Source organism: Botryobacter ruber, from assembly GCF_003347595.2.
In the GTDB taxonomy this organism is placed as follows: domain Bacteria; phylum Bacteroidota; class Bacteroidia; order Cytophagales; family Hymenobacteraceae; genus Pontibacter; species Pontibacter ruber_A.
The window spans coordinates 26,922-41,480 of sequence record NZ_QCZK02000027.1; the positions used below are offsets into that span (position 1 = coordinate 26,922).

Here is a 14,559-nt window from a genome sequence, read left to right on the forward strand (position 1 = left end):
TTTGCTTAGCGTGGATTCAGTTCTACACCTGCCAGTTTTGCCTCCTGCGGAATCTGCAGTACCCGGCGCGGGTCATCTGCTGCTACTGTAAAGCTCTGGCCGTCGGCGGTGGTGTGCGTAACGGGCAGGCGGTGCCGCAGAATGTCGAACCAGCGTTTTCCTTCCTGCACAAATTCTGCTGCTTTAAAATCCAGTAACGTATTCAGCAGCGCCTGTTTGGTATTGGATGTTTTGTAAAAAGCGCGGGCTTTTGCATCGGTTACGGCATGTGTACTCGGGTTATAATTTTCTATCCGGTGGCGGGCATACATGTTCAGGTCGGCACGCGCTTCTGCAAAACGGTTAAGTTCGATATAAGCCTCGGCCCGGTTGAAGAGCACTTCTTCGGCCGTAAATAACGGGAAGATGGTATAAGGAAAACCGATCTCGGCATTCGGGTCTACGCGTACAAAATGTTCCCGGAACTTGAGGATAAGCCAGTGGTCGGTACCCTGTGTGTAAAGCGGCTGCACCCATTGGGCGCCTGTTACATTCGGGCTCCGGAAGAAGTAATTAACGACAGGCGTGGCAAAGCCATAGCGGTAACGGGCATAGTTGCGGGCCCATAACGACGAAGCCTCCACCAGCAGCAGGTTCGCGTTCTGTGATGCCTGCGTGTAAATAGCCAGTCCTTCGTTGGCGGTCAGTTTGCTGTACACGCCAACCCAGGGCCGCAGGTTGGGCTCTATGCTGCCCCCGCCAAAGGTCTGGTTCGCATGGTCGATCACTTTCTGGTATTCGCGTTTAAACAGGTAATACCGGGTAGCAAAGGCATGTGCTGCCGCTGTGTTAAAATGGTATTTGGGTACACGGTAGGCGTTGTTGTTCAGCAGCGGTAGCCCCGTTGTCAGGTCCTGCTCAATTTTTTGGTACACATACGACACCGTGCGGCGGTCATACTGCGCCAGCACCACTTTTTCGGGCTCCGTTACATAGGGGACACCGGGATCGGTACCAGCAGTAGCCGGATCATATACCTTGGCGTATAATGTTACCAGCATGAAATGGGCGTATGCTCTTGCCACCAAAGCCTCACCTTTCTGGGCGCTGTAGGCTTCGGGGTTCGGAGCTTTGCTGATGGCTTCCAGGGCATGGTTGGCAGCGGCAATGGCAGCATAGCAGGCATTCCAGTAATTATCCGGGGAGCCTTGGGCTTTGCTCTGCACATCCTGGTAAAAGTAAGGGTTGCGGTTGGTTTCGTCTATCACAGCACCAGACACATTGCCTTTGTCCTGCGCCAGGTCCGACATGGCTTCGGTAAAGGTGGCATAATCGGCCTGCGGATAGGCGGTTGCCAGCAGCTCCTTAACTTTTTCCACGGTATCGAGCTGCGTCCGCTGGTCTACTGCCTGGTCCAGGTAATCGCTGCAGCCGGAGAAAGCGAGGGTACTGCTAAGGAACGTATAGAAAAGATATTTTTTTATCATACAGGAAAAAAATTAAAAGCCGGCTTTGAGTGACAAGGTAAACTGACGGGGGATGGGCATGGCCACACCGCCCGAGTTAAAGAACTCCGGGTCCTGCCCGTTCAGGCGGCTGTCGGCATAAATCAGCCAGATGTTGTTGGCCACTAAACTCACGGACATGCTGTTGACGCCCAGTTTCCCGGTAAAGTTTGTTGGCAGGTTATAGCCCAGCGACACCTGCTTCAGGCGTACAAAGTCGCCATCCACCACGCGTGCCGTGGAGTAGTTGTAGTTGTTGTAAGGATAGCCGTTGTTTAAAGTAGTTGCGGTGAGGCGGTCTAAAATAGAGGGCACATTGGTTGTGTTTTCATCTCCGGGCATTACCCACCGATGCAGGAATACCTCCGGCATGGCGTCCAGGTCGGTATAGCTTGTCTTGAACGTCTGTGTTAACCTGATTTTGTTTCCCGCGCTGTAAGTGACCAGACCGGAGAGTGTAAAATTTTTGTATTGCACGGAATTAAACCACCCGCCGGTTACCACAGGGTCTACCGGACCTTCATAAATCAGGTTGTCGGTCTTGTCGCTCTGCAGGTAAACATTAGGACTACTTTCGCCATCTTCGTTTATTAAGATCGGGTAGCCGGCACGTGGATTCAGCGCTTCAAACGGGATAGAGTAGAGGCCGCGGTAGGGGAAGCCCTGCCTGGGGCCGCCTTCCGGAATGACCAGCGACCAGATATCGGGATCGCTGCGCAGGTTGGTGATCTTGCCTTTGTTGTAGCCGAAGGTAAACTGGGTGCGCACTTTCAGGTCCTGGTTGTCGACTACACCACCCCCGATGGTTGCCTCTACACCATGCGATTTCATGTCGGCGTAGTTGGCGATCTTGTATTCTTCGCCGCCAATGCCCGAGGTCCGGATACGGCCAATGAGATCGAAGCCATTGCGGAGGTAACCGTCCAGCGTTATCTGCAGCCGCTCGTTGAACAGGCCGGCGTCGATACCTACGTTGGTTTCGTACTGCTTCTCCCAGGTCAGCTCCGAGTTCTCCAGGTTCTGGATAAAGATGATCGTTTCCACTTCCGATAGGTAAGGTCTGCGGGCGCTGGCGCTTTGCAGTACCAGGCTGGAGTTGGTGGCATTACCCATGCTGGCGGTAAGGCCGTACGTGCCACGCAGCGTCAGTCGCCTGATCTTGTCCAGTTCCTGCATAAAAGGTTCGGTATCGATGTTCCAGGAGCCGCTCACGTTCCAGGTGGGAAGCCAGCGGGCAGTGCGCGATTCGCCCAAAAGGTTGGAACCGTCGTAGCGCACGGTGCCGTTCAGGTTGTATTTGCCTTTGTAGGAGTAAGCCGCATTAGCCATGTAAGCCAGAAACCGGTCGTAGCGCAGGCTCATGTTGTAGTAGTTGAAGTTTCCTTCCACGCCCTGTTTGATGGCATTCGGATCTATAAAAGGCACTCCGCCTTTGTTGTACTGGTAGCCATAGCCCGTAAAGCCTTTGTTCTGCCTGTCGGCGTACCGCAGCTCCTGCGATGCAAATAGTCTGACGGTGTGGTCGTTGGCAAAAGTCTGGTCCCAGTCGAGGGTGTTGCGGAGGTAGTAACTGGTCAGGTTGTCGTCGTTGGTGGTGTAGATACCGCCCTGTGGCAGCACGGTAACCGGTTGCGCTTCTGGGTTGTCCGGATTCCGGTACAGGAACTTGTTTCGTTCCTGGATGGTCGCATCCACGCCTTCGCCATAAATGGTGCCGGCACGGTACGCCTGGGCCATGTTGGACTCTTCGGTTACCTTATGCTCCCGGTTTGTTTTGGCATAGCGCAGGGCGCCGGAAAAGTTGTAGTTCAGGTTCTTCAGAATCTTGTAGTTGACATCGGCCTGCAGTTTCAGGTCGAGCAGGGAAATATCGAGGGTGTTGTTTTCAAGTTCATGGAGGATGTTGAATGGAGCAAAGCTTCTGCGGAAAAATTCCCGGTTGCCGTTCTCATCGAAAGCTGTGAGGGTGCGGCTGGTGTTGATGACATAGCTGAAGGGGTTGATATCGAAGTCGCGGCTATAGGCACCCGTAACCGGATCGCTGACACGGCTCACTGTTCCCGGTGCCTGCTGGTCGCGGATGGAGCCCTGCGAAATTAAGCCGATGGACAGCTTGTCCGTAACTTTAAAGTTGGCTCGGGCATTGCCGGTAAAGCGTTTCACCTGGTCGGCTACAGTCCAGCCGTTATCCTGCAGGTAGCTGGTAGAAAAATAGAGTTGCGTTTTTTCGGTACCCGACGAAATACTCAGCGAGTGCTCCTGCATAAACGAATTCCGGAACAGCACATCAAACCAGTCGGTGTTGGCACGGGCGTAGCGTTGCAGGAATCCTGCTTTGGCTTCGCGTGAGTTTTCCAGCCCGAAGGTGCCGTTCGTTTCGTCGTAGGTATGAATCAGTTCCGCCATTTTCGTGAAAACGCCGCCATTCTGCACCCGAGACACATCCGAATAATTGAGCCAGCCTTTCTGCTCCATTTCCAGGTACACCGCCATCTGGTCTGCCGAGTTCAGGATATCGAAATTGCGGTAGCTGGGCTTCAGGTAAGTGGAGTAGTTGCCGGTATAGGAGACAATTGGTTTGCCGATCTTTCCTTTTTTGGTCGTAATCACCACCACGCCGTTCATGGCGCGGGCACCGTACATGGCCGTAGCCGAAGCGTCTTTTAATATCTGGAAACTCTCGATATCGTCCGGGTTCAGGCCGGCAACCGAAGAACCGATCAGCGTGGCCGGGTCGCCGGTAGAGAGCTGCTCGTTCGATACGTTTACCACATCCTCCAGCACGATGCCGTCCACGACCCACAGCGGCTTATTATCGCCGGTAATGGAGGTGGCGCCGCGCACCCTTATTTTTGGCGCCGCCCCAAAGGTGCCCGAAACGTTCTGCACCTGCACACCTGCCACCCGTCCTTCCAGCATCCGGCTGACATCGTTGATCCCTTCCCGTTTCGCATCCTCGCCTTTCAGCAGCGCAGCCGACCCGGTAAACATTTTGCGGTCGATGGTCTGGTAGCCTGTAACCACCACTTCCGTAAGCGTGCTGGCATCTTCCTGTAAGGTAACAGCAATGGTAGCTCTTCCCTCCACATTTACTTCCTGCGATTTATAGCCGATCAGGGATACGACCAGCACTGCATTCCGGGGCACGCTAAGCTGAAAGCTACCGTCGATGTCGGTAATCGTGGCATTACTCGTCCCTTTTTCGATGATGGTAATGCCCGGCATGGCTTCGGGTGCGCCACCGGTGGCAGGCTGCACTTTTACGGTGCCTTTCACCGTGATATTGTCCTGCAGGATGGCGGCGGAAGGAGCCCTGTAAGCCCCGGTAGCCTGAGCGGTAACTACCGGACAGGAAAGGGCCACAAACAGGGTGAATAACTGGTGTTTCTTTATGTACAAGTTTTTAAACATACAGGATGAGGCTGTACCGGAGCATGTTATAAGTTACGAAAAAATAGCATGAAGTAACAGGGTAAACTTACTTCCTTTTGGGAACCAGGAAAGGCTATTCACGTCAGAAACCCTGTAACTGAAAAAGAGAGGCTGCCTTTCCAGCAGCCTCACCCATACATTAGTCCAGTGTTATCTTCTTAACACTCTCCTCTGTTAAGTTGTAGTACTTCGCAACTTCCTCGTAATTATTCAGATCGATGTTTGGTTTGGCAACCCTTCCGTTAATGAAATCACCAGGAATAATAACTAACCTGAAATAGTTATTCTGCGTTATTGCTTGCTGGTCTTCTGTGCTCAGCAACGTCAGATCCAGTTTTGTATCGATGTAAATACCGATGTCCAGGAAGCTATGTAAATATTTAAACCAAACATCATAGTCGGTATTGTTATGGGAAACCTGGAATGAAGTAGGCATTGGAGCCCAGTACAACAAGGGCGTACCATCTTCTAATTCATCAACCGCTACCAGGTTGTACATCATAATAACATCAGACTCAGTTACATCTATTCCCACTTCCTGAAGCTGCTGAAGATCCAGAAATACGATGTAGTTTCCATTTTGATTGCGTGTGAAGTTAACAGGAAATTCAGCTACCATAGCTTTCGTGGAGGGGCCTGCAGGCCCTGTCGGTCCTGTCGGTCCTTCTGGTCCCGGAGGTCCTTCGGGGCCTTCCGGACCTTCGCATGCCTGGCCGAACGCGAGCGCCAGCATCATAAAAAAGTATGCAAGTCTTTTCATGGGGATTTTTTTCATTAGTGAAGGGTTTTAGATGAACAATTGCAGAAAGCTACCATAAATATATTAAATCTTTAATATTAACTGAAATATCTTACCGGAACAAACAACTACGGTGCATTTCCGGATTATTATTGCTGCACTAACGGGTGTATCTCAGCTCAAGGCCACTACTAAACGTGACATTTAACGTGTTGGCATTAAGCTGGGAAATGGTGGCTAACTGCTCATTGCTTGTATTTTTATCTAACAGCAGTTTGCTTTCGTTTTCAGCAAACTCCCAGGTTCCTGTATCAGAGCTTCCGTCATACGTATCGGTATAATTGCCATTCGTATCAAACCGCAATGTATTCTTTGTTATGTCAAACCCACTGTTTTTGGCTGATTCGGTAATATCAGTGCCCTGGGAATAAACAGCTGTTCCGTTCCAGGTGCCACCGGTAAGCATGTCTCTTCTGGAAGGTTCAACTTCATCGTCTTTACAACCGGTAAAGGATATTAATATCAGGATAAAAAAAAGGAATGGGTTAAGAAGAATTTTTTTCATAGTCATGGGTTTTAGAGTTGATAAAAAATGAAAATGTACACAACAGCGGGATTGGCCGGTTAACAGGAATGCTGCTGCCTGGTAATTTCCCTGCAATCTTACTTTTTAACAAAATGAACATCCACAGGCAGGCTACCCGGGAAACCAGCTATATTGACAGTCGTCGAAAACTGAAGTTTATCTGCACTTAATTCTTTTAATGAAAGGGTTTCGTTCAGGCCAAACGTTGTGAGCAGGTCGAAAAAAACGGATGTCTCGTTATCTCGGAATTCCCAGTTGCCGGAAACCGGAATTGTCTGGCCATTCTCCACATACGAAGCATTGTAGGTTCCGTTTCTGTTAAACGTCAGGGTCATGGTTGTAATGTCGGGTAGCAAACCCGAAAACAACGGGTTTGTGGCAACATCAGTACCCAGTACCAGCACCTGCTCTCCCTGCCAGCTGTGGGCGGTAATCATGTCGGTTTTGGAGGGCTCTTTATCTTCCTCTTTTTGGCAGGCAGAAAAGCTGAGCAGGAGAAGCACCAGGAACAGGGAGGAGAATAGCCAATAGTTTTTCATAGCAACAGCAGCTGGATGAATACTTCATTCAACTTGGTTTTACGGAATAGTGAATATTAGGATAGCCTTATATGTATATTCGCGCAAATTTTATTTCCGGAAGTACAAAATAAATGCTTTGCTGAAGCCTGCTTTTGTGAAACAGCAGCAGGATGAGGGAACCTGCTGCCGTAGCCGGAGGGGAAGAAAGTAAGCGGTCAGGCATTCGGCTACGCAGAAGTTTTTGCGTGCTATGGCTGCGAAATTTGAATTGTGCAGGTGTTGTAGCAACAGGGGAAAAGCTGTTCCGGTTGTAGAAAAAGTTTACTGCAGCTGCCACCACATCCACTGCTCCTGCATGCTACTGACCGGGTATTAAATGATGTTTACTTCCGGCTGCAAGGCTATGCCAAACTTTTCTTCAACGGAGCGGATGATGGCGTAGGCCAGTTCCTGCAGTTTGTTGCCGGTGGCGCCGCCATAATTCACAAGCACGAGCGCCTGGTTCTTATGCACGCCGTAATTCTCGATCACTTTCCCCTTCCAGCCGCACTGCTCAATCAGCCAGCCTGCCGGCACCTTCACCGTGGTTTCCGAAACCGGGTATGAGGGCATGTCCGGGTACTGCAGCTTGAGCGTCTCGAAGAGGAGGAGGGGAATTTCCGGGTTTTTAAAGAAGCTGCCGGCATTGCCTATTTCTTTGGGATCGGGAAGTTTGCTCTGGCGGATGGCGCACACAGCTGCGCTTACATCCTGTATGGTTGGCTCCGTTACCTGCATCTGCGCCAGCGTATCTTTTATGGCGCCGTAGGAGGTGTTGAGGGTATGGTGTTTGTGCAGCTTAAACGTAACGGAGGTGATGATATACCGGCCTTTGGCTTCGCGTTTAAAAATGCTGTCGCGGTAGCCGAAGCCGCAGGCGTTGCCGGCAAACGTATGTAAATCGCCCGTTTCCACTTCCACCGCCTCCAGCTCATGAAACACATCTTTGAGCTCCACGCCATAAGCCCCAATGTTCTGCAGGGGCGAAGCACCCACCGTACCGGGTATAAGGGAAAGGTTCTCCAGCCCGCCCAGGTTCTGTGCCAGGGCATACAGCACCAGGTCGTGCCACACTTCGCCGCCGCCAGCCTTCACAAAAGCCACTTCATCGTCTTCGTGCACTACCTTAATGCCTTTAATGCCGTTTTGCAGCACCACGCCGTCAAAGTCTTTCGTGAACAGGATGTTGCTGCCACCGCCCAGGATCAGCTTCTCTTTCAGCTTTACCTCAGGCAGCTGCAACAAAGCCATCAGCTCTTCCACGCTGCTGAAGCGGGCAAAGAGGTTGGCTTTTACATCGATGCCAAAAGTGTTGAATGGCTTAAGAGAGTAGTTACGGAGCAGCTGCATTGGTTAAGGTAAAAAGGTAGAAAGTTTAAGAGGTAGACAAGGTAGAAAGTTACGAAGAACATTTTTATGTCATCTCGACCGCAGGGAGAGATCTGCTAGCTTCATGTTTTCTGCTTTACCAGATCTCTCCCTGCGGTCGAGATGACATTTTGATTTGCTATTTATATTAGAGACACAATAAATAGATATCTGATGTTAAAATTCAACAGTATAAAATTAGCTCGATTTACTCGAGATACCAAAGTCTTCATGTTTCTAATGCTATTCTGATTTCCCATCTACCTTTCTACCTTTCTACCTTTCTACCTTTCTACCTTTCTACCACCTAAACTCCCAAACTTCCCTCAGTCTTCAAAAAACTTAATGCGCCCGGCAATTTTGATCATCAGCACCAACGCGACAACGGCAATTCCAAGCCACATAAAAAAGCGGGTGTAATTCTGGAAGATGAGGTCACCGATAAGGAAGAGGGTGGAGTAGACCATGATGGCGGCCAGGGCCCAGCCGGCCAGCAGGTGGTACACCTTCGTGCGGGGCTGCGGCAGGTCCAGCGATTTCCGGACAGGTCGCCAGGCGCCGTCGGGTGAAACGCGTTTGTAAAAGTCCTGCAGCTTGGCCAGCGGAACAGGGGCGGTAGCGAAGGTGGCAACAAGCCAGGCAAGGGTTGTAAAGCCAACGGTCAGGAAGAAGCTATCAGGAAACTCCCAGCCCAGCACGTGCCGTGCGATAGCATAGGCAATAAAAGGGGCAATAGTAGCCACAATCTCGCTCCAGGCATTGATGCGCCACCAGTACCACCGCAGGATCAGCACCAGCCCCAGACCGGCACCCGCTTCCATGATAAAGGCCCACACGGCGGAAATGGACGTGATTTGTGTCGTAGCTGCCAGCGACACCAGCATGAGCAGGATCGTGGTAATGCGGGAGGCGGTTACAAGCTGCTGCTGGCTGGCGTCCGGTTTGATAAAGCGGCCATAAAAGTCGTTGATGATGTAGCTGGCGCCCCAGTTGAGTTGCGTGGAGACGGTACTCATATACGCCGCGAAAAAAGCAACCAGCAGCAGCCCCTTCAGCCCTGCCGGCAGGAAATCTTTCATCGCCATCACAAAACCGAGTTTCTTATTTTCCACCGACAGCTCCGGGTACAACACCACCGCCGACAACGCGACCAGAATCCAGGGCCAGGGGCGGATGCAGTAGTGTGCAATCTGGAAAAAGAGCGTGGCGTAGAGCGCGTGCTTTTCGTTTTTGGTACTCATCATGCGTTGCGCAATATACCCGCCACCACCCGGTTCGTTGCCCGGGTACCAGCTGGCCCACCACTGGATGGTGGTAAACGCCAGAAACGCCCCCAGCGAAAGGGTTAAGGTTTTGGCTATTCCGGCAGCACCGGCCTCCCCGGTGCCAATGTTCGGGAAGTAGTCCAGCGACCAGGACGGCAGTTTTTCTTTCAGCCCGTCTATACCGCCCACCTGGTCGGAGCCTACCACCAGCACTGCCAGCACAATACAGCCAAACATGGCAATCACGAACTGCACCACGTCGGTAATGGCTACACCCAGTAAACCCGAAAGGGAAGAATACACCATCACCACCACCATCGCAATGGCTACATAGAGCAACTGCTCCGAACGCGGCACCTCGAAAAATACTTCGATGATGGACATCAGCGCCACGTTTACCCACCCGATAATGAGGCTGTTCATAAAAATGCCCAGGTAAATAGCCCGGAAGCCGCGCAGAAAAGAGGCAGGCTTACCCGTGTAACGCAGCTCAATGAATTCCAGGTCGGTGATGATGCCCGCTCTGCGCCAGAGTTTGGCGAAGAAGAAGGTAGTGAGCAGCCCGCCCAGCAGCATGTTCCACCAAAGCCAGTTGCCGGCAATCCCGTTTCTGGCGACCAGTTCGGTTACGGCCAGGGGCGTGTCGGCGGCAAAGGTGGTGGCTACCATTGAGGTACCTGCTATCCACCAGGTCAGGTTGCGGCCGCCCAGGAAGTAATTGGCCAGGCTGCCGCTGGCTTTGCCGGTGTAGCTGATGCCGATGCCTAAAATAAGAATGCCAAAGCCAGCCATTACGAGCCAGTCAATCAGGTCGAGGTGCATGTCGTGTGTGGGTTAAATAGCGGTTGATGAAGCAAAAAGTAGGTAAATGTAAACCGAATGCGGCACAAAATAAGCAATCGGGCTGAAACGGGAAACGTTGCTGGCGCTTTTTTATCGCAGCAGAGGCCATGGTGGCAGGTGCAGAATGAAATTAAGGTTTCGGAATGCAGGTAAAAAGATGCAATTTTGTGGCTGATACTGACGAAGACAATGGCTAAACAAAATCCGAACGGCAACTTTAACATCATCGCCACCACCCTTTCCGGCCTGGAAGAGGTACTGGCGGCAGAACTCGAAGCGCTGGACATGGAATACATCAAACCGGGCAACCGGGTAGTTACCTGCTCCGGAAACCTGCGGCAGCTGTACGAGGCTAACATGTGGTGCCGCACCGCCATCCGCATCTTAAAACCGATCCGCAACTTTAAAGCACGCGACGAAAAGGACCTCTACCAGCAGGTGCAGAAAACGAACTGGAGCGAATACCTGGACCTGGAACAGACTTTTGCCATCGACGCCGTTGTCAGTCACTCAACGTTTGAGCATTCGCTTTTTGTAGCGCAGCTTACCAAAGACGCCATTGTAGACCAGTTCCGGAAAGCGACCGGCCAGCGGCCTTCCGTGGACCGTATCCGTCCCGACATCCGCCTTAACCTGCACATGCACGAGAACATGGTCACGCTCTCGCTCGATTCGTCAGGCGATTCGCTGCACCGCCGTGGCTACCGCCTGCAGACCAACGTGGCGCCGCTGAACGAGGTACTGGCCGCGGGCATCATCGGCTTGTCGGGCTGGGACCGTAAATCCACCTTCATCGACCCCATGTGCGGCTCCGGAACCTTCATGATTGAGGCGGCCCTGATGGCGCAGAATATCGCTCCCGGTTTATTCCGCCGCGACCCGTTCGCGTTCGAGAACTGGAAAGATTACGACGAACCCCTGTTCGAGATGGTCTGGAAAACAGCCGAAGCCAAGGAACGCACTACTCCCCAGGCACAGATCATTGGCTACGACATCGACCCCGACTATGTGGAAGCAACCCGCACCAATATTGCCAATGCCGGACTGGAAAAAATCATCCGGATAGAGGAAGCAGACTTCTTCAAAACGGAAGCGCCTGCCGAAAGCGGTGTACTGGTGATGAATCCGCCTTACAATGAGCGTATTGTGACGGAAGATATAAACGATTTGTATAAGCAGATTGGCGACACCCTGAAAACAAACTACCAGGGCTTCAATGCTTTTGTTTTCACCGGCAACCTGGACGCTGCCAAGAGCATCGGCCTGCGTGCTTCGCGCCGCATTCCGTTGTACAATGGTGCCATCGAATGCAGGCTGTTGAAGTACGAATTGTACAAGGGCAGCAGGAGGGAAAAGGAAAGTTAATGGTCTGAACCTGGATTAAAGCAGATTTTTGGATTTCGCTGATTTTTGATTAACCGTCTTCTTTTCTAATGGATCAGCGGTAATAAAAAAGCCCGGTAGTATTGCTTACAAAAGTCAATACTACCGGGCTTTTTACTGTTAAATCCATTAAATCTGTTTCAATCCTGGTCCTGGCTACTCCTCCACAAAAACAGGTTCTTTCGGGGCGGGTATTTTCAGGTCTTGGTTAAAGGCCGGAAATAGCTGGCGTGCGCTGTCGTTGGTGAGTTGGGCGGTATCTACAAAATACCAGTTTTTTCCCGCGTCCTGCGACACTGCCAGCAGGAAAGATTCCTGCGCCATATTGCCTGCATTCAGTTTCAGAACTATGGTTTGCGGCACCAGGCAATGCAGCTCGTTGGCAGCTTTATAGACTTTTTCCGGAGTCCCCAGCTTCACCGACACCAGCGTGATGCCCTGGTTTTCCAGTTGTTGTATTTCTTTTTCAATTATTTCGGCCATCTGTTCCTGCCCGCCCATTATTTCCACAATTTTGGGATAGGTAAACTTTGCCAGCGCCTGGTAATTGCCGCTTATGGTAGCCTCAGCCATCTCCTCACCCTGCTTTTGGATCTTACGCTTGTACGGGTTCTGGGCCACGGCAGCAAGCTGTAAGAGCAACAGGAAAGCGAGGAGAAAGGCGGATCTAAGCATGTTATTTTATTCGGGTAATCTGCGCACCCAGCGCATTCAGGCGGCCGTCGATGTTCTGGTAGCCGCGGTCGATCTGCTCTACGTTATCTATCACACTGCGTCCTTCAGCCGAAAGAGCGGCAATCAGGAGCGCCACACCAGCCCGGATGTCGGGCGAGGTCATGTTGATGCCACGCAAAGGCAACTGCTTGTTCTGCCCGATAACGGTAGCACGGTGCGGGTCGCAGAGGATAATTTGCGCGCCCATGTCGATGAGCTTATCAACGAAGAACAGGCGGCTCTCGAACATTTTCTGATGCACCAGCACTGTTCCTTTGGCCTGTGTGGCTACTACCAGTGCTACGCTCAATAGGTCAGGCGTAAGACCGGGCCAGGTATGGTCCGAAACGGTCAGGATGCTGCCGTCGATGTAGGTATCAACCTCGTAGTGGTCCTGCTCCGGGATAAAAATATCGTCGCCACGGAATTCCATTTTAATGCCCAGCCTGCGGAAGGTTTCCGGAATGAGCCCCAGTTCTGGTATCTGGCAGTCTTTGATGGTAATTTCGGAACCGGTCATGCCGGCCAGTCCGATAAACGAACCTATCTCGATCATGTCGGGGAGCAGGCGGTGCTCGGTGCCGCCGAGCGATTCCACACCCTCAATTACGAGCAGGTTAGAGCCGATCCCCCGGATGCGCGCGCCCATGCGGTTGAGCATGCGGCAAAGCTGCTGCACGTAAGGCTCGCAGGCGGCATTGTAAATAGTAGTAACGCCTTCGGCCAGCACGGCAGCCATTACAATATTGGCAGTACCGGTAACAGAAGCTTCGTCGAGGAGCATGTAGGTGCCCTGCAGGCGCTGTGCCTCTATCTGGAAAAAGCTGTCCTGCGAGTCGTAGTTAAACGTGGCGCCCAGTTTCTGCAAGCCGATAAAGTGGGTGTCGAGGCGGCGGCGGCCAATTTTGTCGCCTCCTGGTTTCGGAAGTTTGCATTGCCCGTAACGTGCCAGCATAGGGCCGGCAATCATCACGGAACCACGTATTGACCGACCCAGCTTGGCAAACGATTCCGTTTGCAGGTAATCCATGTCGATATTGGCAGCAGTAAACCGGTAGGTATCGGGGGCTAGTTTATCGACTGTTACGCCAAAATTCGTTAGCAGTTCGATGAGCTTATTGACATCGCGGATATCAGGAACATTGGAAATGGTAACCGGTTCGGAAGTCAGGAGAACCGCGCACAGAATCTGGAGCGCTTCGTTTTTGGCACCCTGCGGGTAAATGTTGCCGTGTAATTTGTTACCGCCAATTACTTCAAATGAAGCCATTAATTATTTATTTCTCGGGTTAGAAGAAGTACGAACATTTTTCTTGTTTCGGCCTGAATCGGAACGGCCCTGCTGCTGGTAGCGCTGCGGTTCCTGCGAGGCAGCTTTACCACTACTCTCGAACAGGTTGTTGCTTTCGATGTAGCCCAGGTCCATGTTCAGTTTGCCATTGGACATGTTGCGGATGTCGTTCAGGATAACATCGTCTGTAATACTATCTTTGTTATAAGACCTGTACAGGGTTTTCATCAGTTTGCCCAGCGATATAATAGCAGCGTCGCGCTCCTTTGGGTCCTCCAGCTCGGTGGCACGCTGTATCAGCAGTTCTACGTTTTTGCCATAATGCTTGAAGTTGGGCGTGTCGAGCGGGTAGCTCATGCGCTGCGGCTTGTCGTTGAGGTACTCCATCGCGCTGAGCTCAAACGGAACATCCACATCCAGCTTGGAGCCGGACATTACATAAAGGTGGTTCCAGAGTTTCTGCTGTGAATCCTGGATGTCGCGGAGCTGGGGGTTCAGCTTGGCCATCAGGTTAATGAGCAACTGCGACAGGCGCGTACGTTCCGATCGGTCCTGTATCGTAAGGATGTAATTAACAAGGTCCTGCACGTTTCTGCCATACTCGCGCAGCAGCAATTCTTGTTTAAAGGTAGTACTAGCTTCCATTATAGCGGGGTTAAGAATTCAAAATTAGAAATCTGCGGCAATTAATAGCAGAAATCGGGATATATAAATTTCAGGTTACGGAAATTGTCTGAACTAGGATTAATCAGATTAATGGATTTATCAGATTTCTTCCATTTTTAACTTTGGCATCGATAACAAAGAAATTAAATATTCTAATCCTTGTAATATATCCAGCATTAAAAAATAAATCCTGAAATCCCTTAATCTGATTAATCCTAGTTCAGACAA

General features: G+C 51.4%; 11 protein-coding genes. 1 reads left to right on the forward strand and 10 read right to left on the reverse strand.

The annotated features are described in order from the left end of the window. Positions 1 to 5: 5 nt before the first annotated feature. From DCW36_RS07890 to DCW36_RS07925, 7 genes are all read right to left on the reverse strand, one after another. Positions 6 to 1,466: a RagB/SusD family nutrient uptake outer membrane protein gene (locus DCW36_RS07890; RefSeq protein WP_164891064.1), complete on the reverse strand. Its 1,461-nt coding sequence runs from the start codon at positions 1,464 to 1,466 to the stop codon at positions 6 to 8. 12 nt (positions 1,467 to 1,478) lie between these two features. Beyond that, positions 1,479 to 4,883, reverse strand: a complete 3,405-nt coding sequence (locus DCW36_RS07895) for a SusC/RagA family TonB-linked outer membrane protein (protein ID WP_205702890.1) — start codon at positions 4,881 to 4,883, stop codon at positions 1,479 to 1,481. A gap of 172 nt (positions 4,884 to 5,055) precedes the next feature. Next, positions 5,056 to 5,676 carry a hypothetical protein gene (locus DCW36_RS22535; protein WP_164891065.1) on the reverse strand — a complete coding sequence of 207 codons (621 nt, stop codon included), beginning with the start codon at positions 5,674 to 5,676 and terminating at the stop codon, positions 5,056 to 5,058. A 139-nt stretch (positions 5,677 to 5,815) separates the two neighbouring features. Further along, positions 5,816 to 6,220 (reverse strand): lipocalin family protein, encoded by a 405-nt coding sequence (locus DCW36_RS07910; RefSeq protein ID WP_125185466.1) that lies wholly within the window; start codon positions 6,218 to 6,220, stop codon positions 5,816 to 5,818. Positions 6,221 to 6,318: 98 nt separating this feature from the next. Beyond that, on the reverse strand, positions 6,319 to 6,780 hold the full coding sequence (locus tag DCW36_RS07915) for a hypothetical protein (protein WP_114783254.1): 462 nt from the start codon (positions 6,778 to 6,780) through the stop codon (positions 6,319 to 6,321). Between the two features lie 354 nt (positions 6,781 to 7,134). Further along, positions 7,135 to 8,151 (reverse strand): UDP-N-acetylmuramate dehydrogenase, encoded by a 1,017-nt coding sequence (gene murB / locus DCW36_RS07920; protein WP_114783255.1) that lies wholly within the window; start codon positions 8,149 to 8,151, stop codon positions 7,135 to 7,137. Positions 8,152 to 8,495: 344 nt separating this feature from the next. Further along, positions 8,496 to 10,256, reverse strand: coding sequence for a sodium:solute symporter family protein (locus tag DCW36_RS07925; protein ID WP_114783256.1), 1,761 nt, complete (start codon positions 10,254 to 10,256; stop codon positions 8,496 to 8,498). 210 nt (positions 10,257 to 10,466) lie between these two features. Here DCW36_RS07925 and DCW36_RS07930 point away from each other — a divergent pair, with 210 nt between their 5' ends. After that, positions 10,467 to 11,642, forward strand: coding sequence for a THUMP domain-containing class I SAM-dependent RNA methyltransferase (locus tag DCW36_RS07930; RefSeq protein WP_114783257.1), 1,176 nt, complete (start codon positions 10,467 to 10,469; stop codon positions 11,640 to 11,642). 174 nt (positions 11,643 to 11,816) lie between these two features. On the opposite strand, the gene DCW36_RS07935 is transcribed toward DCW36_RS07930, so the two are convergent. From DCW36_RS07935 to DCW36_RS07945, 3 genes are read right to left on the reverse strand one after another with little or no spacing between them, the layout of a single operon-like run. Further along, on the reverse strand, positions 11,817 to 12,335 hold the full coding sequence (locus DCW36_RS07935) for a hypothetical protein (protein WP_114783258.1): 519 nt from the start codon (positions 12,333 to 12,335) through the stop codon (positions 11,817 to 11,819). A gap of 1 nt (position 12,336) precedes the next feature. Next, entirely contained in the window at positions 12,337 to 13,644 is a 1,308-nt protein-coding gene (gene murA / locus DCW36_RS07940) for a UDP-N-acetylglucosamine 1-carboxyvinyltransferase (protein WP_114783259.1), read from the reverse strand. Positions 13,645 to 13,647: 3 nt separating this feature from the next. Further along, positions 13,648 to 14,310 carry a DUF4290 domain-containing protein gene (locus DCW36_RS07945; protein ID WP_114783260.1) on the reverse strand — a complete coding sequence of 221 codons (663 nt, stop codon included), beginning with the start codon at positions 14,308 to 14,310 and terminating at the stop codon, positions 13,648 to 13,650. Positions 14,311 to 14,559 lie beyond the last annotated feature (249 nt).

Coding starts and splice junctions, on each gene's coding strand:
- DCW36_RS07890 (WP_164891064.1), bottom strand. CDS start 1,466: ATGATAAAAAAATATCTTTTCTATACGTTCCTTAGCAGTACCCTCGCT.
- DCW36_RS22535 (WP_164891065.1), bottom strand. CDS start 5,676: ATGAAAAGACTTGCATACTTTTTTATGATGCTGGCGCTCGCGTTCGGC.
- DCW36_RS07910 (WP_125185466.1), bottom strand. CDS start 6,220: ATGAAAAAAATTCTTCTTAACCCATTCCTTTTTTTTATCCTGATATTA.
- DCW36_RS07915 (WP_114783254.1), bottom strand. CDS start 6,780: ATGAAAAACTATTGGCTATTCTCCTCCCTGTTCCTGGTGCTTCTCCTG.
- murB (WP_114783255.1), bottom strand. CDS start 8,151: ATGCAGCTGCTCCGTAACTACTCTCTTAAGCCATTCAACACTTTTGGC.
- DCW36_RS07925 (WP_114783256.1), bottom strand. CDS start 10,256: ATGCACCTCGACCTGATTGACTGGCTCGTAATGGCTGGCTTTGGCATT.
- DCW36_RS07930 (WP_114783257.1), top strand. CDS start 10,467: ATGGCTAAACAAAATCCGAACGGCAACTTTAACATCATCGCCACCACC.
- DCW36_RS07935 (WP_114783258.1), bottom strand. CDS start 12,335: ATGCTTAGATCCGCCTTTCTCCTCGCTTTCCTGTTGCTCTTACAGCTT.
- murA (WP_114783259.1), bottom strand. CDS start 13,644: ATGGCTTCATTTGAAGTAATTGGCGGTAACAAATTACACGGCAACATT.
- DCW36_RS07945 (WP_114783260.1), bottom strand. CDS start 14,310: ATGGAAGCTAGTACTACCTTTAAACAAGAATTGCTGCTGCGCGAGTAT.